The sequence below is a fragment of the Nitrosovibrio sp. Nv4 genome (assembly GCF_900215485.1).
Classification (GTDB): Bacteria; Pseudomonadota; Gammaproteobacteria; order Burkholderiales; family Nitrosomonadaceae; genus Nitrosospira.
The window spans coordinates 255455-280135 of sequence record NZ_OCMZ01000002.1 but is presented as its reverse complement, the minus strand read 5'-3'; the positions used below and the strand labels follow the sequence as shown (position 1 = coordinate 280135).

Sequence of the window (24681 nt, the reverse complement as noted above, 5' to 3'; positions counted from 1 at the left end):
TATCCGGACAATAAGAAAGGAAAATGCAAGATGCGAGCCACGATTCAATTTAGTCATCCGGACAAAAAATTCGCCATTCTCACAAAACTGCTGAACATCATTAAGGGTATAAAAAACCTGCGTCAGCACATACTGGCCGACGGCATATTGCTGGAAAGGCTGGATACAAGCGACATAGAAAAACTGAAAACAGCGCTGGCAGGTCCGAATTATTCCAAATGTGTCATCTCGGACAATTCGGTCCGCGTCATCATTATCGGTGGCGAGCTTCGCGCCTTGTTCGGGCTGGTAATACCCATTCCCGGCCGACAGGACGACTTCGCCCGAATCTTTTGGGAACGCGGTTTTACCCTCGAGCACTTGACACCGGGACAGGCTGAAGCAATAAGAAACCAGCTCGACACCATCGCAGCCGTGACTATCACGCCCGATACTCCTCAGACGCGCATTTACACGGTCAGCGGGCAGGTCAGCCAGGACGACGGCACCCCTCTCAGCGCTCGCGGTTTTACCGTCCGCGCCTTTGATTCGCTCTCCGGGAATGGTCTCGTACTCTGCGGGAGTACAGCTACTCTTCAAGCTGACGGATCTTATCGAATCGACTACGCCTGGCGGTCAAACGGACGAAAAGGCCCCGATTTACTCGTTCGCGTGTTTGATGCGGAAGGTAACGTTGTGGCTGAAACCAAAAAATCCTCAGCCGCAATTCAGGAATTCCTGGACATGACAGCAGAAGGATTATGTATCGTCCGAGGCATAATCCGTTACGCCGATGGTACCCCGCTTCCGGATGTCGTCGTGCGCGCTTTCGACCGTGATATGCGGGCAGAGGCACTACTGGGAAACACGGTCGCGGATGCTGAAGGATTTTATGAAATTACCTATAGCGTGGGGCAATTCCAGGCAAAAAAGGCGCAAGCTGACCTGGTCATGCGCGTTTTCCGGCAGGGAGAGGAAGAGGAGGAAATCGCCGTTTCCGATATTGTGTTCGATGCGTCGCTACAGCAGGCCATTGATGTGGAGATCGAGTCCAGGAAATTTCCTGGTCCATCAGAATATGAGCAGTATCTTACCGCGCTGAAACCATTCATCGTGGGAGAACCAATTCACGAATTGACTGATGAGGATTTAAGTTTTCTCAACGGCAAAACAAACATTCCGCTTGAACACCTCAATCACTTGCGCGTGGACGCGCAATGGTCGTTTCAATACGGATTGGAACCCGGAGTAGCCTACGGCCTTTTTCGTCAGGGACTACCGGCAAACCTGCGCCGTTTACTGGCCGAGAAGCCGTCGGGTTTATATGAAGCACTTCGGGTCTCGCTAGCGCATAACGTTGCCCCGGCGCCGCTGGCCGGGCAAATTGATAAGGTTATTGAACGGCTTCTGTCCCTGGCCGATTCGCCGGTCGTTGAGCTGGACAGGAAGGTCAAGTAACGAGACCTATCAATAAATCCTTCGATGATTATCGCTTATTGACAACTGAGCCGCAAAATCGAGCCCGCATAAGCGCACAACTGACCTCGTCTGCGAACTTTACGACAAATAAATCCTAGGGGCGCAGTACATTGAGCGGCGCTTTTGCCGCAACCCGAAGAGTCCCGCCGTCCTTCCATGGGTAAGCAGTCGAAAGAGATCAAACTCGCCTTGCCGCCTCCCTCCACCGTGCTTTTTGGCGACCTGTTATATGACGCAATATTGAAAATACTTTTCGGCAGATTTGATTGGCACAATCGCAGGGCGATCCACTGGACTGGTATTTTGCAGGTTGAGGTCTATATTTATATTGTCTTGTTCGCGAAGTGCTTCCACGCATCATGATCAGAACTCGCACTAAACGAGTGTTATCCATTTCGCTGCTCGTACTGGGCGGCATACTGATGTTTTTCGCGCCCGAAAATATCTGGATCGGCGCAGTTATTTTCGCCCTCGGTCTTTGTGTGGAAATAGCAGGGCTAGTGCTCGGGCATCGCAAATAAGAAGATTTAAAGCGTGGGAATGACCGATATATTCGGGCTTTGTGCCAGGTTCTCGGCGCGCGGGCCACGAACCTGGCCTGGAGCCCAGGCGATATCGTGCTCCCGGATCAATTTTCTGCAAGCATAAAAAAACCCGAAAACGGACGAACCGGCTTCGGGTTTCAAGTTTCCACTTACAAAGGAGGGTATCACTTATACAGCGTTTATATGATATAACCGTCAAGAATAAAGTCAAGTACAAAAATCCAATTTTGTTTAGGCCAATCGGAACGATCATATCTTGCTGTACGATTTAATAGCTCCGGATCTTTCTGTCCCTGTCATGCGCCCAAACCCCAGCGCCTGATCAACAGCCTGTACCTCCAATCGAACGACCCAACAATCAAATGGGCATTATCGCATAAGCCCAAGTACAGGCTGGCACGCTGCAGTCGGGCTACTTTACCCCGAAGTTTGCCCGGTCTGCCTTTTATACCCAGCGATATTGGTACAGGCAGATAGAGACAGGAGCAGCAGCCGAGGCCCGAGACGCATTGATCTCGCAGTTGACCCATACAGCACAACACCTGCGCTTCCGCTGCTTGCCAGGATAACCGTGATATGCTGATGTGCCTCATCTTTTGACAGGAGAGAAACATGTCTGATCTGGTAGTGATAGGTTTTGAAAATCCCTTGAAAGCCGATGAGGTTTTATGGAGGCTCAGAGCCCTAAAAAGACAACATCTGATAGATCTTGAGGATGCCGTTGTTGTCGTTCGCGACGAGTCAGGCGAGGTTCACCTCAAGCAGAGCATCAATCTTACCGCACTTAACGCGTCTTCCGGATTGCTTTCCGGGGGTCTCCTGGGCGCCTTCGTTGGATTGCTGTTCCTGAATCCGACTGCTGGATTTTTGATAGGAAGTATGTTTGGCGCCGGTGCGGGAGCGCTTTCCGGCTCTCTTGGCGATTATGGTATCGATGATGACTTCATCAAATCATTAAGCGAAACGATTCCCCCCAACTCATCGGCACTTTTCATCCTTGCCCGAAAAGTGGATCCAGAAGAGGTTCTGGCTGAATTTTCTGATGTTAAAGGCAAGGTCCTGCGGACAACTCTATCGCCAGATCAGGAGAAGAGATTTCGGGAGGCGCTTGCGGGCTCACCGGCGGCAGCAAAGCCGTAACTTGTCGGGAAATCGATTACAGTCCAAAGCGGGACAAAACGCAGCCGAGAAACCATACCGCGCAGCCATGGTCAAAGTTTTACAAAAACACGAGGAGCTTTCCATGAAACGACGCGCCATACTGCAAAGTCTTGCCACGTTGACAGTGCTGCCGTTGATTTCGGCCTGCTCCGGCAGCAAGACCGCAAATACGGCCACAGAGATTACAGTTCAACCTTTGGACAAGCCGCACAAAGAATGGCGTGATCTGGTTTCGTCCGCAGCCTATCGGGTGCTGTTTGAGGAAGAGACGGAACCTCCGGGCAGCAGCCCGTTGAATTGGGAAGATCGTGATGGAACCTTTATTTGCGCAGCATGCTATCTGCCGTTGTTCGGTAGCGCGAACAAATTTGAAAGCGGAACGGGATGGCCCAGTTTCACCCAACCGATTGCAGGACATATGGAAACAAGGCGCGACTTCAAGATGATCATGCCGCGGACTGAATACCATTGCGCACGTTGCGGGGGCCACCAGGGCCACGTGTTTAAGGACGGGCCTCCGCCAAGAGGAGAACGCTGGTGCAACAACGGGCTGGCACTCCGGTTTGTACCAAAAAGTGAAAAGCTGCCGGCACTCAGGGGTTGACCAGCTTCAAACTACCCATGCCCAAGTTATCCACATCTCACAACGCAACCGCCATTCACCTTATTCGCCGCACCTTCGGCAGCGTGCTGTTGGGCCTGGCGGTGGTTATGTTGGCAGCATGCGAACAACCTGCGGCGCGCAGCAAATCAGCAGGCGGTCCACCCGCCAACTCATCCGCCAACCTGGCTGCTGAGTCGTCCGTTACAGGTATCGCCACCTTTGCCGGCGGTTGCTTCTGGTGCACAGAGGCGGATTTCGATAAGGTGCCGGGTGTAATATCCACTACATCCGGGTATATCGGCGGCAAGGTGGTCAATCCCACTTATAAGCAGGTATCTTCCGGTAAAACGGGCCATATTGAAGCAGTGCAGATACGCTTCGATCCCGAAAAGACGAGTTTTGCCAAGCTGTTGGACGCGTTCTGGCCGACGATTGACCCCCTTACGCCAAACCGTCAATTTTGCGACGGCGGCCCGCAATATCGCAGCGCGATCTTTTATCACAACGACGAACAACGACAGCAAGCCGAGGCGTCCAAGGCTCGGCTTGAAGCTTCCGGCCGCTTTGCGCAACCGATCGTAACTGAAATTTTACCCGCCACGGAATTTTATCCGGCGGAGGAATACCATCAGGACTATTACATCAAGAATCCAATCCGCTATTCGTACTACCGCAGCAACTGCGGCAGGGATGCACGACTGGCCGAAGTATGGGGTACTTCACGATGATCGGTGCCGGTGAGTCGGGAATCCTCGTGCCTCACTCTCGCGGAGCCGCCCGCGTTATTTTTGGCGGCCACAATTACTGATGTGCCTCTGCATTCCCCCCATTACAACGTACAACATACCTCTTTTTAATCGTCGGTCTAGCTAATTTCTGTAGGTCGGGCTATGCCCGATCTACTTTTGATATGCTGTTCACATTTACCCTCTTGCTCATGCAAATCCCTTAACTCCCCTTTGACTCCCTTAGCGTACGACGTTCAAAGCGGGGCCCGGGTTTGATCCTGAGGTTGGGGCGGGGGAAGGCATGGTTCCGTCACGCTTCGACCTGAGCTCTTCAGTATCCATGTCCATGATCCGCGGGTCTTTAGCAGATGAATCCGTGAAGGGTAGATCATCAGTCTGGACGTCCCTGGTCTTTGCGTTCCTGACCTTTGAGTCTTTCGCCTTGGTTTCTCTGGTTTTCGCCGGCTTTACCTTTGCGCCCTTGGTCTCGCCGGATGTATCTTCCCGCTTGCTTGAATCTTTGACAGCGTCGTGTTTCACCTTCAGGTTATTGCTCAGGGTCGCATAATTGCGAGATTCGTTCTGCATTTGGGAATACAACTGCGTATATTGCGTATTGTAGGAAGTGCGCGCCATTTCCAGTTGACGTAATTTGGTCTCCAACTGGCGCCGGTTGTGAGAGCTGTCCTTGATTTCAGCGGTTTTGGCGGCCAGTGAGACCTCTTGAATTTTTTGATTCAGCTGCTTGTACAATTGAGCCATGTTGTTGGCGGCGGTACTGTAGCGCCGATGGTGTATCTCCATTTTTTCGAAATCTGTCAGCGGCTCGCCAAGGGGGCGCGAAGTTTGCTCAGACACATCAGTTGCTGCCGGCTCCTGTTGCGCCTCTTCCGCAAAAGCGCTGGATAGGCACGGGCCGAATATCAGCACAATCAAAGCAGTGTACCGCGCTACCAAGCTTCCGACATTGCCGCTGATATTGCTGATAGGGCAAGTCATGGATGAACTCCCGAATGTATTTATGCTTGTCAGTCTTTTCATAACACGATGTGTGGGTTGGTTTCTCGAACAGTATACCTGAATGCGGGTTTGCGATTTCCGAGGCGTCGGTCGGTTTTTTTGGCTTAAGGTAAAAACTGTCCGGTTTAGTGAAATCGGGATACAGACGAGGCTGCAATACTATTACCTCTCTCGAGTATAGGCTAAACTTCGCCATATCTTTAGGAGGGCCCTTCCGATGCACCATTGGCGATTAGGATGATCGGCCGAACCAGCAGGTTTCGCGAATGACAGTTCCGGGAACAACCAGGGGTAAATTCATCACACTCGAAGGCATAGATGGTGCGGGCAAGAGCACGCATCTAAGCTGGCTCAAGGGTATTTTGCGGGACCGAGGAAAAACCGTTGTCGTGACGCGCGAGCCGGGCGGCACCCCTTTGGGCGAAATGTTGCGCGAACTCCTGCTTGATCAAAGTCAGGCAATGCATGCGGAAACCGAAGCCCTGTTGATGTTCGCTGCAAGGCGCGAACATTTGGATAAGGTCATTCTGCCTGCACTGGATCGTGGCGATTGGGTGATTTCAGACCGTTTCACCGATGCCAGCTTTGCTTATCAGGGTGGGGGCAGGGGATTGACAACGCAAAAACTCGATAAGCTCGAACTTTGGGTGCAGGGAGAATTTCAACCCGACCTCACACTCTATTTTGATGTAACAGTTGAAGTAGGAAGAAAACGAATAAATGCCATCAAGGCAGCGGATCGTTTTGAGAAAGAACAGGATGATTTTTTCCAGAAAGTGCGGGATGCATATCTGGAAAGGGCGCATAAATTCCCCCAGCGGATACGTGTGATAGACGCCAATCGGTCCTTGGATGAAGTTAAGAAATCAGTTGAGAATATCGTTATATCTATATAATATAATGACAATATACTCCTGGCAAAGAGAAGTCTGGCGAAAATTCGTGGAGCAAGCCCGAGGCGATATTCAAGGGAGCAACACATCGTTGGCTCACGCAGTATTGCTACGGGGCAGGAAAGGGCTGGGCAAGTTTTCATTCGCGACTTCGCTGGCTAAATCCCGGCTGTGCGTAACTCCGTCTGCTGAAGGTGAGGCATGCCGGAGTTGCCTAAGCTGTAGATGGTTTGAACAAGGGAGCCATCCCGATTTTCGCCTCATTGAGCCCCAGGCACTATCAGCCTTTTCAACAATATCGGATGCGCCAGATGACATTAGAGACGACAGTGGCGCTGATGCCGGGGCAGGGAGCGTTACCAGGTCCCCCTCGGATGCCGGAACAGAATCGGGTGGTGCAAAAACCGGGAAAAAACCGAGCAAACAGATCAGTGTCGCGCAAATACGCGAACTTGCCGATTTCATCAATATATCCAGTCACCAGAATGGTTGTAAAATCATCCTGATCCATCCGGCTGAAACCATGAATCCAGCCGCTGCGAATGCGTTGCTGAAGAGCCTGGAAGAACCGCCTCCACGAACGTTGTTCATTCTGGTATCGCATTACGCACAATTTTTACTGCCGACCATCCGCAGCCGGTGCCGCCAAATCCCGATGCCCGCGCCTGACCCTGCGACCGCCATTGCCTGGCTTAAACAGCAGGAGGTCAAAGACCCGGAAATGTGCCTGGCTTCCGCAGGCTACGCTCCGTTGGGGGCCCTGGAATTCAATGATGAAAATTATCTGGAACGGCACGGCGCTTTCGTCAAACAGATCAGCATGCCGGATAATTTCAGTCCCATCGTTCTGGCTGAAGAAATGCAGAAATCAGACCTGCCAACCGTGGTCAATTGGTTGCAAAAATGGTGCTATGATCTGATGAGCTTTCGTATGACCAGCAAAATCCGCTATCATCTGGATAGGAGTGCCGCGATCAAATCATTGGCCTCCGGCATTGATCCGCGCGCAATGGCAACTTATTTGCGGACCTTGGCCGAAACACAACAGTTGGCAAGCCATCCACTCAACCCCCGATTGTTCCTGGAAGAATTGCTGTTTTCCTACGTCACGGTATTATCTCCGGCACCGGTCGCTCAACGCGAATGAATTGAGAATAAATTGACTGAAAGGGTACTGTAATGCGCTCAATTATCCTATTACCATTCCGCATCTACCTGTCCAGACATGTTTGTTGACTCCCATTGTCATCTGGATTTTCCCGATCTTTCGGGCAATCTCGATGAGTTGCTCGAAAGAATGCGGGACAATAGTGTTACCCACGCACTTTGCGTGAGCGTTAATCTGGAAGATTTTCCCCGAGTATTGGCGTTGGCGGAAACGCATCCCAACCTGTTTGCTTCCGTCGGCGTTCATCCCGATTACGAAAACTTGACCGAACCGCAGGCGGCGCAACTGGCATCGCTGGCGGATCATCCCAAAGTCATCGCCATCGGTGAAACGGGGCTGGATTACTTTCGCCTCAAAGGCGATCTGGAGTGGCAGCGGGAGCGTTTCCGCCAGCATATCCGCGCTGCCCGGCAATGTGGCAAACCGCTTATCATCCATACCCGTGAAGCCGCGGCGGACACGTTGCGCATCATGGGGGAGGAGGGCGCGGACAGCGTTGGCGGGGTAATGCATTGCTTTACAGAAAGCTGGGAAGTGGCGCAGCAAGCAATGGAGATGAATTTTTATATCTCTTTTTCCGGTATTGTTACTTTCAAGAACGCTGTTGCGCTAAAGGATGTGGCCAGAAAAATCAGACTGGAGAGAATGCTGATAGAAACCGATTCACCTTATCTCGCCCCGGTACCTCATCGCGGCAAAATGAATCAGCCGGCGTTTGTGCGGCATGTTGCTGAAGAGATAGCGGCATTGCGTGGTATCAGCGTTGACGAAGTGGGTACAGCCACGACCGACAATTTTTTCAACTTATTCAAGGCGGCCTGAACCATGAGCTCATCAAGAAAATCATTTTTCATGGCGGGACTGGTGCTTGCTGTCTGCCTGTCCCAGCAACCGACGGCAATTGCCGGGGCTTATGAAGATCTACGCTGGGCAATTGAAGACAATAATACCAGCGACGTAACGAAGTTGCTTTCCCAGGGCGCTGATCCCAACACGCCCGACGAGCAGGGGAATACGCTCCTGATGGTTGCCGTCCGGAATAAAAACGCCGCACTTGTCGATCTGTTGATAAAAGCCGGTGCCAAGCTTAACCTGCGCAATAGATATGGTGAGACCGCCATCATGCTTGCCAGCTATAACGGCCTCGGCGATATTGTTGAAAAACTATATGTCAAGGGAGCGGAAATCAACCATAAGGGATGGAACCCCTTGATCTACGCAGCATCTGGCGGCCATCCGGGCATCATCCAATTATTATTGGAAGGGGGTGTTCAGGTAAATTCCATTTCCGATAATGGAACAACCGCGTTAATGATGGCGGCAAGAAGCAATCATCTGGACGCCGTCAGAGTCCTCCTGAAAAACGGCGCCGATCCCAACATCAAAAATGAATGGGACAAAACCGCGCTTGAATGGGCCTTGAGCAAGGGGAACCATGAAGTTGTCGAATTATTGAAAACCAATGGAGCCAAAAAATAACAGGGGATGCCTCCTTTTCGGGTAGTTATACTTAACTGGTGAATCGCATGAGTACGATCGGTTTCAATCATTACAATTTGCGCGCTCCACGTGAGTTGATGGACAAGCTCAAAGCGTTCTATTGTGAAATTGTAGGGCTCACCGAAGGTCAGCGACCGCCTTTTGAGAGTTTCGGATATTGGCTTTATGCGGGCGATCAATGCGTTCTCCACTTGAGCCAGGCAAAGCCGGATGAGGTGCGTCTCACGCATGTAACCACAACCCTTGATCATGTAGCGTTTACCTGCACCAATCGCGCGGAGGTGGAGGCGCGCCTGAAGCAGCACAATATTGGATTCAAGACAGGTCGGGTACCCACGCTGGGCATAGCTCAGCTATTCTTCAAGGATCCGGCAGGGAATGGATTGGAGCTAAGCTTTTCGGATGCCCCGGTTTGATACTTAGCGGGCAAGGGAAAATAGAATCATCAGCCTGCTGGGTTGTCTGGTCTTCATTCGCACTGTTCACTGCGTTCAAGCTGGTATGGATGAGCAAGCCGGCTCGCTCTATGAGAGGGTGGCTATGGCAGCCCGTATCCCCCGAAAACAAGCTGCAGTCGTCAGTTTTTCAGGGCAGGGACGTCACCCGAAATCACCAGGAAAAATGCGCGTAAGCCCACCGTCACTGAACAAAAATACCGCCAGACTTGCGAAGAACAGCGCAGGCATATTCCGCAGGCGTATCCATCAGCAAACATTGCAATGACAAAGCTGCTTCAGGATAAAGTCGCCGTTATCACCGGCTCATCACGTGGCATAGGCGCTGAGATCGCCCGCTCCCTGGCGGGCGCCGGTGCCAAAGTCGTTGTCAATTACGCGGGGAATCAGGAAGCTGCCGACACATTGTGCGCTGCGATAACGGAAGCAGGGGGCGAATCGCTGGCTGTAAAAGCGGACATCAGTGATCCAGCTGAGGTTCGGATGCTATTTGATGCGGCAATCGAGCGGTACAAGCGCCTGGATATTCTTGTCAACAATGCGGGCGTGCTTCTTTCCAAAAGAATTGCCGATATAAGTGACGAGGAATTCGACCGCGTCTTGAACATTAATGTGAAGGGCGTTTTCTATGCTTTGCGGGAAGCCGCCACCCGTATGGCGGATGGCGGACGAGTGGTGAGCGTTTCCAGCACTGTGACGCGGTTGATGCTACCCAATTACGGCGCATATGCGGCCAGTAAAGGCGGAGTCGAACAATTGACGCGCGTCTTCGCGAAAGAAATGGGCGAACGCGGTATTACCGCCAACATCATTTCGCCGGGGCCGGTCAATACCGAAATGTTTACTGCCGGAAAAAGCGAGGAAACGATCAAACGGATGGCCGCCATGTCCTTTACGGGACGCGTGGGCGAGCCGAAGGATATCGCCCGTGTAGTGCTTTTTCTGGTCAGCGATGAAGCCGGTTGGGTTACTGGGCAAAATATTAGCGCGAGCGGCGGCGTGGCATAAACTGCAATTCGGCACAGGATGCGCAGGGGGGCAAAACGCAACCGATCAAACGGCCAGGATCATGAGGCGATGGGTTAGTTCATATGAGATGCGAATGAAGCGTCCCTGGCACTCCACTCATTCTGTCAAGAAATGCCAGGAAGGCCATGCAAAAAGAGAAATCGCAACAAATTCTCCTACGCGATAGAAAGCTGGAAGCGTACGGGCACTTGAAGCCCACTCAGATTACTAACTGATCTGCTCCGCTTTCCGGTTTTTTTCCTATGCTTCCTATCCCCTGGCATTTCACTCTATCCATCATCATGCAGAAGTCCCTTATCTGCATGCAATCCAGAGCCCATTCCCCGGGTTCTGATTCCTGTATCGCGTCTTCCATTGTCAATGCAGCGGCATCCCAGTGACCGTGCGCAATCTCCACCATGGCAATTTTGCACCGTGTTACTTGCGCTGGCGGTGCCGTCATCAAAATTTCGTGTATCGTTTTCACGGCGACCTCCTTGCTCAAATACCCCTCCTATAACTTTGACCAAATCCACTGCTTCATGTTCCGCTAACTGAGGCGGTTACAGAAAATGGGAATCATACGTAAAACTTCCTTTTTCAAGACCCCATACATGTCCAGCGTTTCCGTTTCCTAGCAGCCTGTCGCACTTGAAGAATCGAAGCGAAAAAGTGACGCTTTTGCAGCCGATTTCCTTTAAGTCCGACAGGCTGCCAAGTGGCTAATGTGTGACGGCGAACAGTAGCAGTCCTGTACATAAGATAAAAACATGGATGCACCAGCCACTCGCTTGACACGAGACGGATACGGCGTGCGTGTACGCGTCACCCTCAGGCAGAATGATATTGGGCGATACCGCGCCACTCCCTGCTGTCAGGAAAACCGGATGGCGTTAACGGCTCCGTAACGGTTTGCCAGAGATGCTGCGCTTGCTCATATGGCAGAGCTTCCTCAACGATGGGATGGCAAGGATGGACTCGGTCGCGCTGTCACAATCTAAAGCAGAAAGAGAGGAGACAGAATGCCGTTTACCCCGAGTTCAACGCTGCTTACCGCTATCGCCTTTGTTCTCTTCTACAGCGGAGCCGTACTTGCGCAACCGTCCAGTTACTGCGGCACAGCAGTTGCAACGAATGACAGCAGCATCGGCAGCAGTCGCTATCTGATGCCGAGTCCGGTCTGCAATGGGTGCCACACATCAGGCGATGGCTCTGCCCCGAGTAATGCTCAGCAGTTCAAATTGGGTGCGGTCGATTTCCCAACTTCAGCCAAATCCAAAAAAACACAAATTAGGTTTCTTCACGGGATCACCGCCCTTCATTCCTTCTCGTACGAACTGGCGCTGGATGAGTTTCGCGCGTCCACGGAGATCGAACCGGATTTTATGATGGGCTACTGGGGCGAGGCGATGACATATAACCAACCGCTCTGGGGAAAGCAAGACTTCGAGGCGGCACGAGAGGTGCTTGCAAAAATAGAGAACCTTCCAGGATCTACCTCAAGGGAGCGTATGTATTTGCATGCGGTGAAAGCATTATACGGCGAGGGCGATAAGATCGCTCGCGATAAGGCCTATGCAACAGCAATGGAGAAGATCTACCGGGAGTATCCGGATGACCTGGAGGCGGCATCGTTTTTGGCGCTTGCTTTGCTTGGAAGCGTCCGGCCCGAGGACCCTGCCGCTTTGCGCACCCGCATGCACGCAGGCGCAATTGCGTTGGAGGTTACCCGTAAAAAACCTGATCACCCCGGCGCCACGCACTACGTCCTCCATGCGTTTGACGATCCCGACCACGCAATCCTGGCGCTTCCAGCGGCCCGGCGTTATGCCGATATCGCGCCCGATGCACCTCATGCCATGCATATGCCCGCTCACATCTACCTGCAATTAGGGGCGTGGGTGGACGCCGCTTCAACACAGGAAGCGTTATGGGTACAAGAAAAAAATCTTTCCATTGCCAATCGCGACTACCACAATCTTTATTGGCTGTTCTACGTCTATTTACAGCAAGGCCGCTACAACAGGGCAGAAGAATTGCTTGACCTGATGCGAAAAAGCCTGATGGAGGGCCCTGGAGATGACATGTCCTTTGTCGGCTACGGAACTTTCATCTATTCCGGTATGGCTGCTGCTTTCATTGTTGAAACCGAGCGATGGGATTTGGCCGAACAGCTAATTGATCCGCTTCAGCAGAACGCCGCACATTTGATTGACGCGATAGAGCACGCTTCCGGCCCGTTTCAGGCAGCAGCCAAGTACGTCCGGGCGCTATGGATATTCTCGCGTGGTATGGCGGCCGCGAAGAAGAACTCGCGAGACGCCAGGAAAAGTATTGATGAGCTAGAAGCGATGGAACAGCGAGTTGGCACAGGAGATTTAATTGGTATCGGTTTGCCTTTGCCGATGGTATTGAAAGTTCAAAAACTGGAAATTGCGGCGGTCGCAAGTGCTTCCGAAGATAAATGGGATGAGGCTATCGAGAACATGGAGAAAGCAATTGCCACGGAAGAATTGGTCCCGCCCACCCCGGGACCACCTCCACTGATCAAACCCCCGCACGAACTGTTCGGTGAAATCCTGTTAAAGGCAGACCGCGTCGCGGAAGCTGACAAACAGTTTGGCGCAGCACTTCTCCGACATCCAAATCGGGCACGTTCCCTACTAGGTGCTGCGCGCACCGCTGCGCGGCAAGGAGATCAAGAGGACGCTACAAGCTTCTACTCCCAGTTTGTACGTCAGTGGCTGGGTGACAAAAGGCTGCCGGAGCTGGAAGAAGCCCTGAAGTACTTGAAGCAGGGCACCGCACAGTAGAGAGTATCTCTACGGACTGACTATGGCCAATGAACTCGACAGTCCAGCCCAAGCCGACAGAAGTAATGGCATTTAAGCATTTATTATTAATATACTATCTATAATATCTATAATTAACATTAGCATGAAACATGGACCATTCTTCCAGTCTGAAAAATATCGGCGATCAGCAGCGTTTTGCATTTATCATAACCGAGGGAAATAATCCCCGGGGGCTGATATGAATACCGACGATTCTCTGATAATCGTCATACATCTTGTCGCGGCACTGACAGCAGGCGGCATAATCGGCCTTGAAAGAAGCCTGCACGGTCATCCTGCCGGTTTCAGAACTCACGCGCTCGTATGCCTCGCATCCAGCTTGCTGATGCTGGTGACGCTATTTCAAGAGAAGTGGTTGCCAAGCGTGCCGATTGATTCCATACGGATGGATCCGACCCGAATGGCCCAAGGAATTATGACCGGCATAGGTTTTCTCGGTGCGGGTGTGATTTTCAAAGAGGGCCTGAGTGTCCGAGGATTGACCACTGCTGCTTCGATCTGGATCACGGCCGGCATTGGCATTTTGATGGGGATAGGATTTTTCCTGCCTGGGATACTCGGAACCGTCCTCACCTTCGGCGTTCTCTCGCTGTTTCGTCTGATTGAAAACAAACTGCCTAGCCAGTCCTATGCGCAATATCACGTCAGCTTCGATAGAAACAATGTAATGCCGGAGAATGAAGTCAGAACACTCGTGGCTGACCACGGGTTTGAGATAGCCACCATGAGTTATCGTGTTACTCAGGCTGGACTGTTCGAGTATCGTATGGATATACGAAGTACAAATCCTGGCAGAGCTTCTGCTCTAGCAGAAGTGTTGCGCACTATGGCGTCAGTGCGGGAATTCCGCATCTCCACGACGGGTAGTTAAGCAGCTAATAATGACATCACATGCTTAATCCTGTACCGTGTGCATGGGTATCGTGTGATAACTACATCCCTCAAAGATCAGGATCAATCCTATCGTTTTTTTTGACAATGGAGAAAGATCATGAATACTAAAACTACCGCAGCAACAGCCGAAGCCGAGATCCGCCAACTGGTGGATACGTGGCTGAAAGCGGCCAAAACCAAGGACATCAATGGAATTATGTCATTCTACGCGCCGGATGTTCTCGCGTTCGATGCAATATCCCAACTGCAATTCAAGGGAGCGGAGACATACAGAAAACACTGGGAAGCGTGTCTTTCCATGTGTTCAACCGGCGAGATGATCTTTGAGATTCATGATCTCGAAATTGTGGCGGCGGATGACGTAGCTTTCTCTCATTGCCTCAACTGGTGCGGTGGAAAAGATGAAAACGGCCAGGAGAAGGCAGGTTGGATGCGCATGACGGCCTGTTATCGCAAGACAAGCGGAAAATGGAAAATCGTGCATGAACATTTTTCGGTACCCTTCGATATGGAGAGTGGCCGGGCATTGTTCGATCTCAAACCATAGCATCAGGAAATAAATTTATCCGGCGGCATGTCTTGCGAGCCCAGGCTCGTTCGCTTTACGGTTGAGTGAGGACCAGCCAATGAAGCAATCCGAAGACCCGCATTTCCAATTTGAAATCAAGCGGAGAAACTATCATGCAATTCATGCTATTGGTCAAAGCCGACAAAAACACGGAGGCAGGCATTATGCCCAGCGAAAAGCTCCTGGCCGATATGGGAAAATACAACGAGGAGATGGTTGAGGCGGGTGTGCTGCTCGCCGCCGGAGGGCTCCACCCGAGCGCGAAGGGTGCGCGTGTCAGATTCTCGGGTGAGAAACGAACCGTGATCGAAGGACCCTTTCCCGACCCGAAAAAGCTGATTGCCGGCTTCTGGCTGATTCAGGTGAAATCCAAGAATGAAGCTATCGAATGGGTCAAGCGGTGCCCAAATCCAACGGAAGGAAGAGCCGAAATCGAAATTCGCCAGGTATTCGAAGCGGATGACTTCGGTGTCGAGTTCACTCCCGAACTACGGGAACAAGAAAAGCGAATGCAGGCGCAACTGGCCGCACAGAACAAACGCGGTCCTTGAAATGGACGATTGATCCATGTTGAGACAAGACGGATACAAGATTACATAGTGTCGACAGGAATTGCCAGGAGGGAAGGGAGGTTTCACCGGCAGCACGTGATATCGCACAGACTTCTCAATCATTGATCAGCCAAAAAGGAGTGCATCATGCAACTGAACCCTTATCTTAGTTTCAACGGCAAATGCGAGGCAGCGTTCAAGTTCTACGAGCAATGCCTTGGCGGCAAAATCGGCGTAATCCTCACCTACGGGAGTTCGCCAATGGCGGAACAGACACCACCGGAATGGCGCGATAAGATCATGCATGTCCGCTTAACGGTGGGAGACGAGGTATTGATGGGTTCGGACAGTCCGCCTGAGCATTATGAAGAAACAAAGGGCATGTCCGTATCGCTCAACATAGAACTGCCGGAAGATGCAGAGCGCATATTTCGCGCATTATCGGAAAATGGCACAGTACGGATGCCGCTGCAGGAGACGTTTTGGGCTGCCCGCTTTGGCATGCTCGTGGATCAATTCGGTATACCGTGGATGGTAAACTGCGAGTAATCAGCTCGAACGTCAACGATGGGACGAAATGGTGCAGGCTGCCGGTGGCTCGCGGAATATCATGTGTTTGCGGCAGTCGTTAAAACGATCTTCCCGATATGCATGCCTGATTCCATCAATGCATGTGCCTTAGCCGCGTCCTCAAGCCGGAACACTTGAAATATCAGGGGCTTTAATGTTCCCTGCTGCAACAGCGGCCAGACTTGCTGTTCCAGTTCCTGCGCTATCTGTGCTTTCTCCGCGACGCTGCGGGAGCGCAACGTGGATCCCGTATGTGTGAGCCGCTTGGTCAGCATAGTCATCAGGTTCAATTCCCTGACCGGGCCATTCTGGACGCCGATCTGGACAATGCGACCATTCAACGCAGCTGCCTTGTAGTTTCTTGCAACGTAGTCGCCGGCAATAATATCGACAATGACATCTGCTCCTTTGCCTCCAGTGAATTTTACGGTTTCTTCGACAAAGTCCTGCGTACGGTAATTGATGGCCAGATCGGCGCCCAAAGCCAGGCATGCCTGCCGTTTCTCCTCGGAGCCTGCTGTCACCAGAACAGTCGCGCCAAACGCCTTCGAGAGCATGATGGCGGTTGTGCCTATGCCGGAAGAGCCGCCGTGAATCAGCACGGTCTCGCCGGTTTTAAGCTTGCCCCGCTGGAACAGGTTGGTCCAAACCGTGAAAAAAGTTTCCGGCAAGGCAGCCGCTTCAACCATGCTGAAATTTTTCGGCACAGGCAATGCGTTACTTTCATGAACGGCACAATACTCGGCATACCCACCACCTGCGACAAGCGCACACACCTTGTCTCCCACCTTAAACCGAACCATGCCTTCGCCCGAAGCAACAACATCGCCTGCGATTTCGAGTCCGGGAATCGCGGAAGCTCCTGGTGGCGGCGGGTACAGTCCCCGCCTCTGCAACATATCCGGACGATTTACCCCGGCCGCCATCACTCTGATCAGAATCTCCCCGCTTCCGGGCTGGGGAATGGGTTGCGTCGCCCGCACCAGTACCTCGGGTCCTCCGGACCTCTGAATATCAATGGCAAGCATGGTCTGCCGACTGTCAGGTTTGAAAGCCAAGCTTATTCCTGCTATAGGTTAAGGGGGCGGAGAAGATTTCCAGTATTCGACCAATGAAGTCCAGTGTTACTTTACCTCAACGTCCTTGCCAATGCATGAGCGCCACAAGAATTTCTGACCGATGGGCTAAATAGCGATACTCTTTGAACCTCAATGGTCGAGTATTGCGCTAAACGCTGCACGAAGCGGACGAGCCAGATGAAGAGATGGGCGTGCGAATGGCACTAGCAGGCATATCACCGCGAGTTCTCAATCAGAAGGAGGTGCTCCATGAAGATTCTCATTGTTCTCACGTCTCACGATCAACTCGGCAGCACGGGCAAGAAAACAGGCTTCTGGCTGGACGAGTTTGTAGCACCTTATTATGTACTGAAAGAAGGCGGGGCAGAGATCATGCTATTCTCGCCGAAGGGCGGCCAGCCTCCGATCGATCCAAAAAGCGATCTGCCGGAAAACCATACCCACTTAACGAAGCGCTTCCGTACAGATGGCGCAGCACAGGCTGAACTCGCCAATACGGAAGAGTTGGTATACGCAACGGCAAGCGACTTTGACGCCATCTTTTATCCCGGAGGACATGGTCCAATGTGGGACATGCCTGACAATGCGATATCCATTGCGCTGATCGAAGACTTCGTGAAGGCTGACAAGCCGATCGCTGCAGTGTGTCATGCGCCAGCCGCGTTGATCAACGTGCGAGGAAAAGACGGTGAATATCTGATTAAAGGAAAACGTGTGACCGGATTTGCAAATACGGAAGAAGAAGCGGTAGGCTTGACCACCGTGGTTCCTTTCCTGTTGGAAAACCAGCTAAGGGAACGGGGTGCCATTTACAGTAAGGCAGACGACTGGGCGCCCTACGTCCAGGTGGACGGCAAGCTGGTGACCGGCCAGAACCCAGCTTCATCACGTCCTGCAGCAGAAGAGCTGTTGAGGCTGTTGCGGGAGTCTATGCCATAGACGCCGGATTACCCCATAAATCCATGGATTTCAGGGGTAGGGCGCGCTATATTCGACATTGTTTTAAACAGCTGGACGTGGTGCGTCCATAGGGTCCAGCAATAAGAGGATGACAGGAACAATCAGCGTGGACAAAAGTGAATGGTATTTTGATGTAGGGTACGTGGAGATATTGTACGCAGCCATGGTGGTGGGCATTTTTGTTGCTCTTTATTTCTTCCGCCGCCTCAGCCGTACGTCTGGGCTGTCCGCTCACATGACCGAGGAACGAGGCAAACTGGTGGGCTTGCTTACGCTCGCTGTGTTGCTCTTTGTGCTCAACAGGGTGCTGGGAGATCTGTGGTAACGGCACGGTGAGTCTTTGTCTCGCACATTCTGGCTCAACGTCGTCCGTCATACCATACTGATAGATGTTTCTTGTCTTGCAATGTCCGGCGTGGGCGCAAAAGAACGCGCAGAATCTGACCGGCAATCTCGCGTCCCGAATACAGCTGCACCTTGCGCGCGGAGGATTCCAGCGGATGTTTTGTCAAAATAACAAATTGAAGGCCGCGCTGCTGTCCCCATTTCTTCAGTTTCTGACTCAAGGTTACTTCATCAGCAGCGTACAGTTCCTGGTCAAAGCCGCCGACATCACGAAATGCATCACTGCGGGATACGACCAGCGCACCTGCCGCCCAACGAAACATTACTGACGTCACCGTCCACAGTTTCAATACTCCGTCCGCCCACCATGGCAATCCTTCCATTCGTATTGCGCTGCCGCAACCCACGTATTTACCACCTTCGATGAGCTGCAAGATATCGGCAAGCAATTCGGGATTTAAAATACTGTCCGCATCTACAAACAGCAGCCAGTCACCGGTTGCCTCAGCTGCGCCGGCATTGCGCGCGCGGCCAATCTGGTTGACCGGTTCAAAAACGACCCGTGCACCTGCCTGCCTTGCCAGGTTGGCCGTGTTGTCGGTGGAGTTGTTGTCAACGACGATGATTTCCGATGTAAAACCAGGCTGACTATTTGTGGCGAGAGATGCGTAAACGGACTGTAAGCACTGCTCAATCAAGCGCTCTTCATTAAAGGCCGGGATGATAATTGAGAGATGCATGGCAATGGATTCTGGTTTTAGACTCGAACTTGCCATTATCCGCGAAAACAGGACTGCGCACGAAAACGCACACAAAAATTCCCGCGCTGCTTCAATAAAAAATAGATGGCCCCAGGATACCATCCATACCACATTTTCGGGAATTGCATAAAAACCTGCTTAACCTATAAATAAACCGGTTACCGGATATTTTAGGCATAGGGAGAGGATCTCATTATACTCGGCATCTTCAAAGTTGCTGATTAACTATATGGGAGGTTATATGAGTGAAGTTGGCGTCATGCAATGGCTAATAGCGTCCATAATTTTTTTCGTCGTACCATTCTGGAGAATTTACAAGAGGGCAGGTTTTAAGCCGGCATTGTCATTAATCGCACTGGTCCCCGGAGGCATTCTGATACTGTTGTGGGTTTTTGCATTTGTGAAATGGCCTGCTTTTACAGGAGGAGAAGAAAAGAAGGAGTAAGAGGTCAGTTAGAGTTCGGCTCAGTCATCCACAGCCAATTTAACATAATATACAGAGTACTTTCGCTTGCTGTCGTCAGAGCCAATAGGGGCGCGGCTTCCAAGTCAATTCCCAATACCGGGCTGGTCATTATGGCCACGCCTGCCGCAACGCCTCCGAGTAGTTTCGCTGCCTTTTCCCACGCCTTTTTTACGTTCTCCTCCTTTGCACGTTGGGCGTTCATGCACGCCATGACGTAGGCCTCATTTACGCCCAGTTCATGGGCGATTTTGATAGCTGTTTCATCATCAAAGGTGAATTTGCAAGTCCGATATTTGCTTACCTGCTGGCGGTGCATGTTCAATCGTTTTGCTATCGCATAGTCAGATGGCAACTCATATTTAATCTTCAAGTCGTCTAGAAAATCAGCGGTCGTTTTCATCGTCTTTTTCATCGTGTTGTCTCCTTTTTGCATAGTCTTTTGGGTAGTAGGGTCGCCCTGTCTTTATAGTCCCAAAGTCTAAGACGTGCAATAGGGGTGACACCAGTTGACATGTCCCAACATTTGGGACTATTCTTCTCTCCGTCCCTACCCGGTTTTCCCGTTTGGGCCTTCCTCCCTTGGTTGCGGGAGGGCCGGGCAGGGGCACCAATCCAAACCAAAACGGAGAACAAAATGCTCACCCCTAAACAAGTCGAGTCCCTGAAAAATTGTCAGGAGACTCTGGAAGAGATCGCGCGTCTCGTAACTGCCGTCCAAGCGACTATCAGCACGTGCGAGCTGCCCGTAAAGCTATCTGCTACCACGTTGGCAATGACCTATCACGAAATTGGGCAGCTGCTGGAAGCGCATGAAATGGCAGTCGCCAAAAGCCGCTTGCTGGCGGGTTTCGAGCAGAGAAGGGCGGCATAGCCATGATGTACGCCCCTGGCTCCATAAAACGGTACCGCGCTATCCGGGAAGCGATAGTGCGGGAACGCAAGGCTAAGCGGTGCCGCAAACGGGCAGCGAAGGTGTTTGTTGTGGGACTGGCGGCGGTGCTTTGGGGCACTGCCGTTTTTTTTGTGGTCACGCTATGAGCGCCGAAATCGATTTTTACGCCAAGTATCCACCATCAAAACCAGCGGTCCCTAATATTCTTGGTAGTAAGGCGAAATCGCTACATTCCAAAGATAACATACGGGATTTACAGAGTTTTATCACTTCCAAAAAAATCCGGCAGGGGCTGCAAAGGGTAGCGGCGGGACTGCTCTGGGAAAGGACCGGAAATCCAAAGCAAAAATACCGGGTCGTGCACTGCGGACGGTCTATTGCCGGTGACGGCGTGGCCGTATACCGGGCGGCTGACGGTACCAGGGCACGGCTTTCCGGCCTGACTACGTGCGGTTCCGGCTGGATGTGTCCAGTCTGTGCGCAAAATATCGCGGAAGCACGGCGCAAGGAAGCCTCGAAGGCAATGGTGCAGCACATCCAGGGCGGTGGTCAGGCGCACCTGGTCACGCTCACGTTCTCGCATCATGCGGATGAGCCGCTGCCGGAAATGCTAAAAAAATTCGATGATGCACGGCAAAGCTTTAAGAACTGTGTCACCTGGAAAACAATCCTTGGAAAAAAGGATGGAAAGGAAGGTGAGGCAGGTTGTATCGGCGCCATCACGGCGCTTGAGGTTACCTACGGGATCGCAAACGGCTGGCATCCACATGTTCACATGGTCGTTTTGACCAAAAAAGAAGTAACCGCGTTTCAGCAAGAGCGGCTGAAATGTGAGTGGGTTCGCATCCTGCTTAAAAAAGGGTTATCAGATCGCTCGCAGGTAACTGATCTGATGGAACGGGCGTTTGATATGCGCGGCGGTGCGGATGCAGCCGACTACATCACGAAATACGGGCGTGAAGAGCACTGGGGCCTCACCTCTGAACTGGTCCGTGCGCATTCCAAGCAGGGTTTGATGGATGGCCGCTACAAGCCTTTTGGTCTCTTACAGCTGGCCGGGGAAGGCAATGCCTGGGCGGCTGAGAGATTCAAGGAATTTGCGGTCGCATTTCACGGGAAACGGTTGCTCACGTGGTCGCCGGGTCTCAAAAAGGCATTCGATTTGCAAGAAATTGACGATGCGGAATTGTCAGATGACGCACTGCCAGTAGAGGAAAGGGTAGGGCGGCTGACTCCGGAGCAATGGAAGGTAGTACTGGATCGTGATGCAAGAGCTGATCTGCTGATGTATGCAGCTGGCTACTGTGCAGCTGGTGAACAGCAGTCGCTGGATGAGTACATCGAACATCTGAGCAAAAGGCCAAAAACGAGCCGCGGCTGGTTCATTCAAAAACCTGACGGGTGCGAACCATGGGTATATCACTAATGGAAACGCCAAGTGTAGCCGTGTTGTTCGCCAGAAAAGACAGCGTCTATAAAACTCTGACTGATTGCGATGTGTGGGACATCGAGCGTGATGCAAGGCGTTGGTCCGGTGGTCAACCAATCGTTGCGCATCCTCCATGCCGTGCATGGGGACGGCTAAGAAAACTGGCTAATCCGAGACCGGATGAAAAAGCGCTGGCGCTGTGGGCTGTCGATCAAGTGCGGACATTTGGCGGGGTGCTTGAGCATCCATCCGCGTCATTGCTTTGGCCGGTAGCCGGACTCCCTTCGCCTTCATGTGGAATGGATAAATGGGGCGGGTGGACACTGCCAATCTCCCAAAGATGGTTTGGTCATAGAGCCGAAAAATCTACCTTTCTTTATATCGTCGGTTGTAATTCAAAAAAACTGCCAATCATGCCGCTCGCCCTGGGCGAAGCAAGCCATGTTTGCGGCACATCCGGCCGGCGAAGAGACGGTAGCCGTCTCCATAAGGGTGATTTGGGGTGGCGTCCCGAAATCACAAAAACGGAAAGAGAAGCTACGCCGGCCGCGTTCGCGGTATGGCTTGTTGAGCTGGCTAAATTATGCAGAGGGCAATAATGGTAACAGCAGAGCAGTTGAGAAAAGCAGCAAATGAAGCGAAGGCGGCGAGCCTGTTACGGATACAGGAAAAAATAGCTGTCCTGGTAGATTTGCTAATACAGAAATCGGATGAAATAGACCGGGAGCTATATGCCGTTGAAAAGGATTTGATCCAGGCGCGGAACGACATTAAGGAGCTTAAGAAAAATGGCGAAGGGTGATTTGTTGGGGCGTATTGACTGTGAAACGTGTGGAACGAAAGATGGAATGCGGATTACTGAGGATAAAAACGGCGATCCGTTTGGGTACTGTGATGCCCGTTGCCATCAGCAAAAGCGTATAGGGGGAAGGAACGAGGTAGACCGCGAGCGTGTGGAAGCTTTTTACAAAAAATATCCGCATGTTCGCCGTCCGGGTACTGTTACCGATACAGGGTCGGAAATTCCTGTAACGGTACCTGATACAGTGCCGGGCCCTAAAAAAAGCGGCAAGGCGTCGGCGCTGGAAATATTCGGGGTGACAGGATGAGTACTGTTACTGATACAGGGATGGAATCCGAAAAAGAAGCGGCCTTCGCGTCGCTCCGGGCGCGTGCGGCCGAAATCGACGGTATCGATACGGTACCGGAAACCGCACCGGCTGAAGCCGGGGAAAAGCTCGCGGGTGAAATCGCCGGGCTGGTGGCAATGTTCGTCAAGGTGGCAAGCCCGGCGCTGCCGTCGCTCTCCGGTATCTATACCGAAGAGACTACGGCGGCGGCTGCGCAAGCAGTTGCGGCCGTGTGCAAAAAACACGGCTGGATGCAGGATGGCGTCGCGCACGGGTACGGGGAAGAGGTCGCGGCCGCGTGTGTGCTGTTACCGCTAGCATTCGCAACATACCAGGGCGTGAAGCATGATCTGGCGGCATCCGGCGTGCGACAAGTCGAGGTAAAGCCTGTACCGGGTACGGGGCAGGTGGCAGGTGCCAAGACGGTTATAATCGGTGCGCCGGTAGCGGCGAGTGATTCTAACTTTGGGAGTGCCAATGGCTAAGAAAAAGGAAAAGGTTAACTATAACGAGGATGTAGAGCGTCCGGCTTTTGAGAAGCATTTTATCAACGGTTATTTTTTCGATAAAAGACGGTTCGAGCGTGATCCTGATATGCCAAGTCGGTATGCTGATCATGAAATTTCAGCTATGTGGTATGGATGGGTTAATGCGGTCTTTAGTTTTGCGCGTCGCAATAAAATCAAATTGCCTGAATGAAAACCAATGACGGCAAGCTGGTAGTGGTAAGCGGCGCGTCCAGGTCGGGAAAGACCGCATACGTGCGAAAAGCCGTCAAGGGTGAAAAACGCATCATGGCGTGGGACCCTGAAGACCAGTGGTCAAGGTTGCCAGGCTGGCGGCGGGTTACGACAGTAACGGAACTGCTGAGATATGCCGAGTCGCCGAAAAACTACAAGGTCGGGTTTGTGGCGCGGGGTGATTTGAAAGAACCGTTCGATGCCTGGGCCGAAGCGGTATTCAATGCGGGTGTGTTCGTCGGGCCGGTGGTGGCAATTGCCGAAGAGTTGTCTGATGTAACGACGCCTAGCAAGGCTCCGGGAAACTGGGGCGTGCTGCTTCGCCGTGGCTTGAAACGCGGTATCGATATCTACGCAATCAGTCAGCGATGGGCCGAAGCGGATAAAACCGCCGTGGGGAATGCTTCCTACTTTGTCCTGTTCCGGCAATCGAGCGGCGATGATATCCGCTACCTGTCCAGAAAAACGAGAGTTGCTGAATCGGAAATTGCCGGATTAAAGCCCTTGCAGTTCGTGATGCTGAATTCTGCTGATGGTTCGATAGTCCGCGATACGCTCAAATTCTGAGTTTTTTCACATTTTTTTCAAAAAAAAGCCGGGTCAAACCGGCTTTTTTATTGCCTTTTTCCTGTAACGGTAACGGTTACTGTCTATTCAAATCGCATGATGTTTTTGATTTAATTCGTCCTGCTGTGCAAGTTTGGAACTTTATTAACTTCGGGGACTGAGGATATGAATCAAGAGCAACTCATGAAGCTGGCAATACCTGCCGCTTTAATCTTTTTAGGTTGGAAGTACGGTTCCGGCGTGGTGAAAGCCGGGGCGCTGGCAGTCGGCGCGGTCGCCGTGGCCAAGCAAGTGCCTTATCTGAAAACGGTCGTTTAAAACCGTCGACACGTCG

34 protein-coding genes are annotated in these 24681 nt (G+C 52.0%); 29 read left to right on the top strand and 5 right to left on the bottom strand.

The genetic code is table 11. The annotated features are described in order from the left end of the window. Nucleotides 1-30: 30 nt before the first annotated feature. The 6 genes from CRO05_RS09460 (at nt 31) to msrA (ending at nt 4496) form a co-directional block, all read left to right on the top strand. Nucleotides 31-1437 carry a carboxypeptidase-like regulatory domain-containing protein gene (locus CRO05_RS09460; RefSeq protein WP_097066978.1) on the top strand — a complete coding sequence of 469 codons (1407 nt, stop codon included), beginning with the start codon at nt 31-33 and terminating at the stop codon, nt 1435-1437. Between the two features lie 144 nt (nt 1438-1581). Beyond that, the gene (locus CRO05_RS09455) at nt 1582-1821 is read left to right on the top strand and encodes a hypothetical protein (RefSeq protein WP_143860907.1); all 240 of its coding nucleotides are present in this window, start codon (nt 1582-1584) and stop codon (nt 1819-1821) included. Further along, a complete protein-coding gene (locus CRO05_RS15705) occupies nt 1818-1979 on the top strand; it encodes a hypothetical protein (RefSeq protein ID WP_181319753.1) in 162 nt (53 codons plus the stop codon). The genes CRO05_RS09455 and CRO05_RS15705 overlap by 4 nt, the downstream gene beginning before the upstream one ends. 636 nt (nt 1980-2615) lie before the next feature. Next, nucleotides 2616-3143, top strand: a complete 528-nt coding sequence (locus CRO05_RS09450) for a DUF1269 domain-containing protein (protein WP_097066976.1) — start codon at nt 2616-2618, stop codon at nt 3141-3143. Between the two features lie 103 nt (nt 3144-3246). Continuing rightward, complete coding sequence (msrB, locus tag CRO05_RS09445; protein ID WP_097067903.1) at nt 3247-3768, top strand: peptide-methionine (R)-S-oxide reductase MsrB; 522 nt, start codon at nt 3247-3249, stop codon at nt 3766-3768. Between the two features lie 17 nt (nt 3769-3785). After that, the gene (gene msrA / locus CRO05_RS09440; protein ID WP_235001372.1) at nt 3786-4496 is read left to right on the top strand and encodes a peptide-methionine (S)-S-oxide reductase MsrA; all 711 of its coding nucleotides are present in this window, start codon (nt 3786-3788) and stop codon (nt 4494-4496) included. A gap of 240 nt (nt 4497-4736) precedes the next feature. On the opposite strand, the gene CRO05_RS09435 is transcribed toward msrA, so the two are convergent. After that, entirely contained in the window at nt 4737-5495 is a 759-nt protein-coding gene (locus tag CRO05_RS09435) for a hypothetical protein (protein WP_097066975.1), read from the bottom strand. A 287-nt stretch (nt 5496-5782) separates the two neighbouring features. Between CRO05_RS09435 and tmk the strand changes: the two genes are divergently transcribed. The 6 genes from tmk (at nt 5783) to CRO05_RS09405 (ending at nt 10540) form a co-directional block, all read left to right on the top strand. Further along, nucleotides 5783-6412 carry a dTMP kinase gene (tmk, locus tag CRO05_RS09430; RefSeq protein WP_097066974.1) on the top strand — a complete coding sequence of 210 codons (630 nt, stop codon included), beginning with the start codon at nt 5783-5785 and terminating at the stop codon, nt 6410-6412. 46 nt (nt 6413-6458) lie between these two features. Continuing rightward, entirely contained in the window at nt 6459-7556 is a 1098-nt protein-coding gene (holB, locus tag CRO05_RS09425) for a DNA polymerase III subunit delta' (protein ID WP_235001371.1), read from the top strand. A 78-nt stretch (nt 7557-7634) separates the two neighbouring features. Continuing rightward, nucleotides 7635-8399, top strand: coding sequence for a TatD family hydrolase (locus CRO05_RS09420; RefSeq protein ID WP_097066972.1), 765 nt, complete (start codon nt 7635-7637; stop codon nt 8397-8399). 3 nt (nt 8400-8402) lie between these two features. Beyond that, a complete protein-coding gene (locus CRO05_RS09415) occupies nt 8403-9056 on the top strand; it encodes an ankyrin repeat domain-containing protein (protein WP_097066971.1) in 654 nt (217 codons plus the stop codon). A 47-nt stretch (nt 9057-9103) separates the two neighbouring features. Beyond that, nucleotides 9104-9493, top strand: a complete 390-nt coding sequence (locus CRO05_RS09410) for a VOC family protein (protein ID WP_097066970.1) — start codon at nt 9104-9106, stop codon at nt 9491-9493. 303 nt (nt 9494-9796) lie between these two features. Beyond that, entirely contained in the window at nt 9797-10540 is a 744-nt protein-coding gene (locus tag CRO05_RS09405) for an SDR family oxidoreductase (protein WP_097066969.1), read from the top strand. Nucleotides 10541-10760: 220 nt separating this feature from the next. Here CRO05_RS09405 and CRO05_RS09400 read toward each other — a convergent pair whose 3' ends face one another. Beyond that, on the bottom strand, nt 10761-11027 hold the full coding sequence (locus CRO05_RS09400) for a hypothetical protein (protein ID WP_143860906.1): 267 nt from the start codon (nt 11025-11027) through the stop codon (nt 10761-10763). A gap of 535 nt (nt 11028-11562) precedes the next feature. Here CRO05_RS09400 and CRO05_RS09395 point away from each other — a divergent pair. The 5 genes from CRO05_RS09395 (at nt 11563) to CRO05_RS09375 (ending at nt 15957) form a co-directional block, all read left to right on the top strand. Continuing rightward, entirely contained in the window at nt 11563-13353 is a 1791-nt protein-coding gene (locus CRO05_RS09395) for a hypothetical protein (RefSeq protein WP_097066967.1), read from the top strand. 220 nt (nt 13354-13573) lie between these two features. Then, nucleotides 13574-14266 carry an MgtC/SapB family protein gene (locus CRO05_RS09390; RefSeq protein WP_090877664.1) on the top strand — a complete coding sequence of 231 codons (693 nt, stop codon included), beginning with the start codon at nt 13574-13576 and terminating at the stop codon, nt 14264-14266. Nucleotides 14267-14386: 120 nt separating this feature from the next. After that, nucleotides 14387-14836 carry an SgcJ/EcaC family oxidoreductase gene (locus tag CRO05_RS09385; RefSeq protein ID WP_097066966.1) on the top strand — a complete coding sequence of 150 codons (450 nt, stop codon included), beginning with the start codon at nt 14387-14389 and terminating at the stop codon, nt 14834-14836. 134 nt (nt 14837-14970) lie between these two features. Continuing rightward, a complete protein-coding gene (locus CRO05_RS09380; RefSeq protein WP_097066965.1) occupies nt 14971-15408 on the top strand; it encodes a YciI family protein in 438 nt (145 codons plus the stop codon). A gap of 147 nt (nt 15409-15555) precedes the next feature. After that, nucleotides 15556-15957, top strand: coding sequence for a VOC family protein (locus CRO05_RS09375; RefSeq protein ID WP_097066964.1), 402 nt, complete (start codon nt 15556-15558; stop codon nt 15955-15957). A gap of 59 nt (nt 15958-16016) precedes the next feature. Here the strand turns inward: CRO05_RS09375 and CRO05_RS09370 are convergent, their stop codons facing one another. After that, complete coding sequence (locus CRO05_RS09370) at nt 16017-17036, bottom strand: NAD(P)H-quinone oxidoreductase (RefSeq protein WP_235001370.1); 1020 nt, start codon at nt 17034-17036, stop codon at nt 16017-16019. A 270-nt stretch (nt 17037-17306) separates the two neighbouring features. Here CRO05_RS09370 and CRO05_RS09365 point away from each other — a divergent pair, with 270 nt between their 5' ends. Next, on the top strand, nt 17307-17996 hold the full coding sequence (locus CRO05_RS09365) for a type 1 glutamine amidotransferase domain-containing protein (protein ID WP_097066962.1): 690 nt from the start codon (nt 17307-17309) through the stop codon (nt 17994-17996). A 109-nt stretch (nt 17997-18105) separates the two neighbouring features. After that, entirely contained in the window at nt 18106-18342 is a 237-nt protein-coding gene (locus CRO05_RS09360; protein WP_235001369.1) for a hypothetical protein, read from the top strand. A gap of 34 nt (nt 18343-18376) precedes the next feature. Here CRO05_RS09360 and CRO05_RS09355 read toward each other — a convergent pair whose 3' ends face one another. Then, nucleotides 18377-19102, bottom strand: coding sequence for a glycosyltransferase (locus CRO05_RS09355; protein ID WP_097066961.1), 726 nt, complete (start codon nt 19100-19102; stop codon nt 18377-18379). Between the two features lie 470 nt (nt 19103-19572). Then, on the bottom strand, nt 19573-20001 hold the full coding sequence (locus tag CRO05_RS09345; protein ID WP_097066959.1) for a hypothetical protein: 429 nt from the start codon (nt 19999-20001) through the stop codon (nt 19573-19575). Between the two features lie 222 nt (nt 20002-20223). Between CRO05_RS09345 and CRO05_RS09340 the strand changes: the two genes are divergently transcribed. From CRO05_RS09340 to CRO05_RS15515, 10 genes are all read left to right on the top strand, one after another. After that, nucleotides 20224-20460, top strand: coding sequence for a hypothetical protein (locus CRO05_RS09340; protein WP_097066958.1), 237 nt, complete (start codon nt 20224-20226; stop codon nt 20458-20460). Between the two features lie 2 nt (nt 20461-20462). Continuing rightward, entirely contained in the window at nt 20463-20627 is a 165-nt protein-coding gene (locus tag CRO05_RS15520) for a hypothetical protein (protein ID WP_159462716.1), read from the top strand. Then, nucleotides 20624-21907: a protein rep gene (locus CRO05_RS09335; RefSeq protein ID WP_097066957.1), complete on the top strand. Its 1284-nt coding sequence runs from the start codon at nt 20624-20626 to the stop codon at nt 21905-21907. Before CRO05_RS15520 ends, CRO05_RS09335 begins: the two co-directional genes overlap by 4 nt. After that, entirely contained in the window at nt 21907-22509 is a 603-nt protein-coding gene (locus tag CRO05_RS09330) for a hypothetical protein (RefSeq protein WP_181319767.1), read from the top strand. The genes CRO05_RS09335 and CRO05_RS09330 overlap by 1 nt, the downstream gene beginning before the upstream one ends. Then, nucleotides 22509-22712, top strand: a complete 204-nt coding sequence (locus CRO05_RS09325) for a hypothetical protein (RefSeq protein ID WP_143860905.1) — start codon at nt 22509-22511, stop codon at nt 22710-22712. The genes CRO05_RS09330 and CRO05_RS09325 overlap by 1 nt, the downstream gene beginning before the upstream one ends. Continuing rightward, entirely contained in the window at nt 22699-23019 is a 321-nt protein-coding gene (locus tag CRO05_RS09320; RefSeq protein WP_097066955.1) for a hypothetical protein, read from the top strand. The genes CRO05_RS09325 and CRO05_RS09320 overlap by 14 nt, the downstream gene beginning before the upstream one ends. Continuing rightward, nucleotides 23016-23525 (top strand): hypothetical protein, encoded by a 510-nt coding sequence (locus tag CRO05_RS09315; protein ID WP_097066954.1) that lies wholly within the window; start codon nt 23016-23018, stop codon nt 23523-23525. Before CRO05_RS09320 ends, CRO05_RS09315 begins: the two co-directional genes overlap by 4 nt. After that, nucleotides 23518-23739, top strand: coding sequence for a hypothetical protein (locus tag CRO05_RS09310; protein WP_097066953.1), 222 nt, complete (start codon nt 23518-23520; stop codon nt 23737-23739). Before CRO05_RS09315 ends, CRO05_RS09310 begins: the two co-directional genes overlap by 8 nt. Beyond that, nucleotides 23736-24347: a hypothetical protein gene (locus CRO05_RS09305; RefSeq protein WP_097066952.1), complete on the top strand. Its 612-nt coding sequence runs from the start codon at nt 23736-23738 to the stop codon at nt 24345-24347. The genes CRO05_RS09310 and CRO05_RS09305 overlap by 4 nt, the downstream gene beginning before the upstream one ends. A 165-nt stretch (nt 24348-24512) precedes the next feature. After that, nucleotides 24513-24665 carry a hypothetical protein gene (locus CRO05_RS15515; protein ID WP_159462715.1) on the top strand — a complete coding sequence of 51 codons (153 nt, stop codon included), beginning with the start codon at nt 24513-24515 and terminating at the stop codon, nt 24663-24665. Nucleotides 24666-24681: the final 16 nt, after the last annotated feature.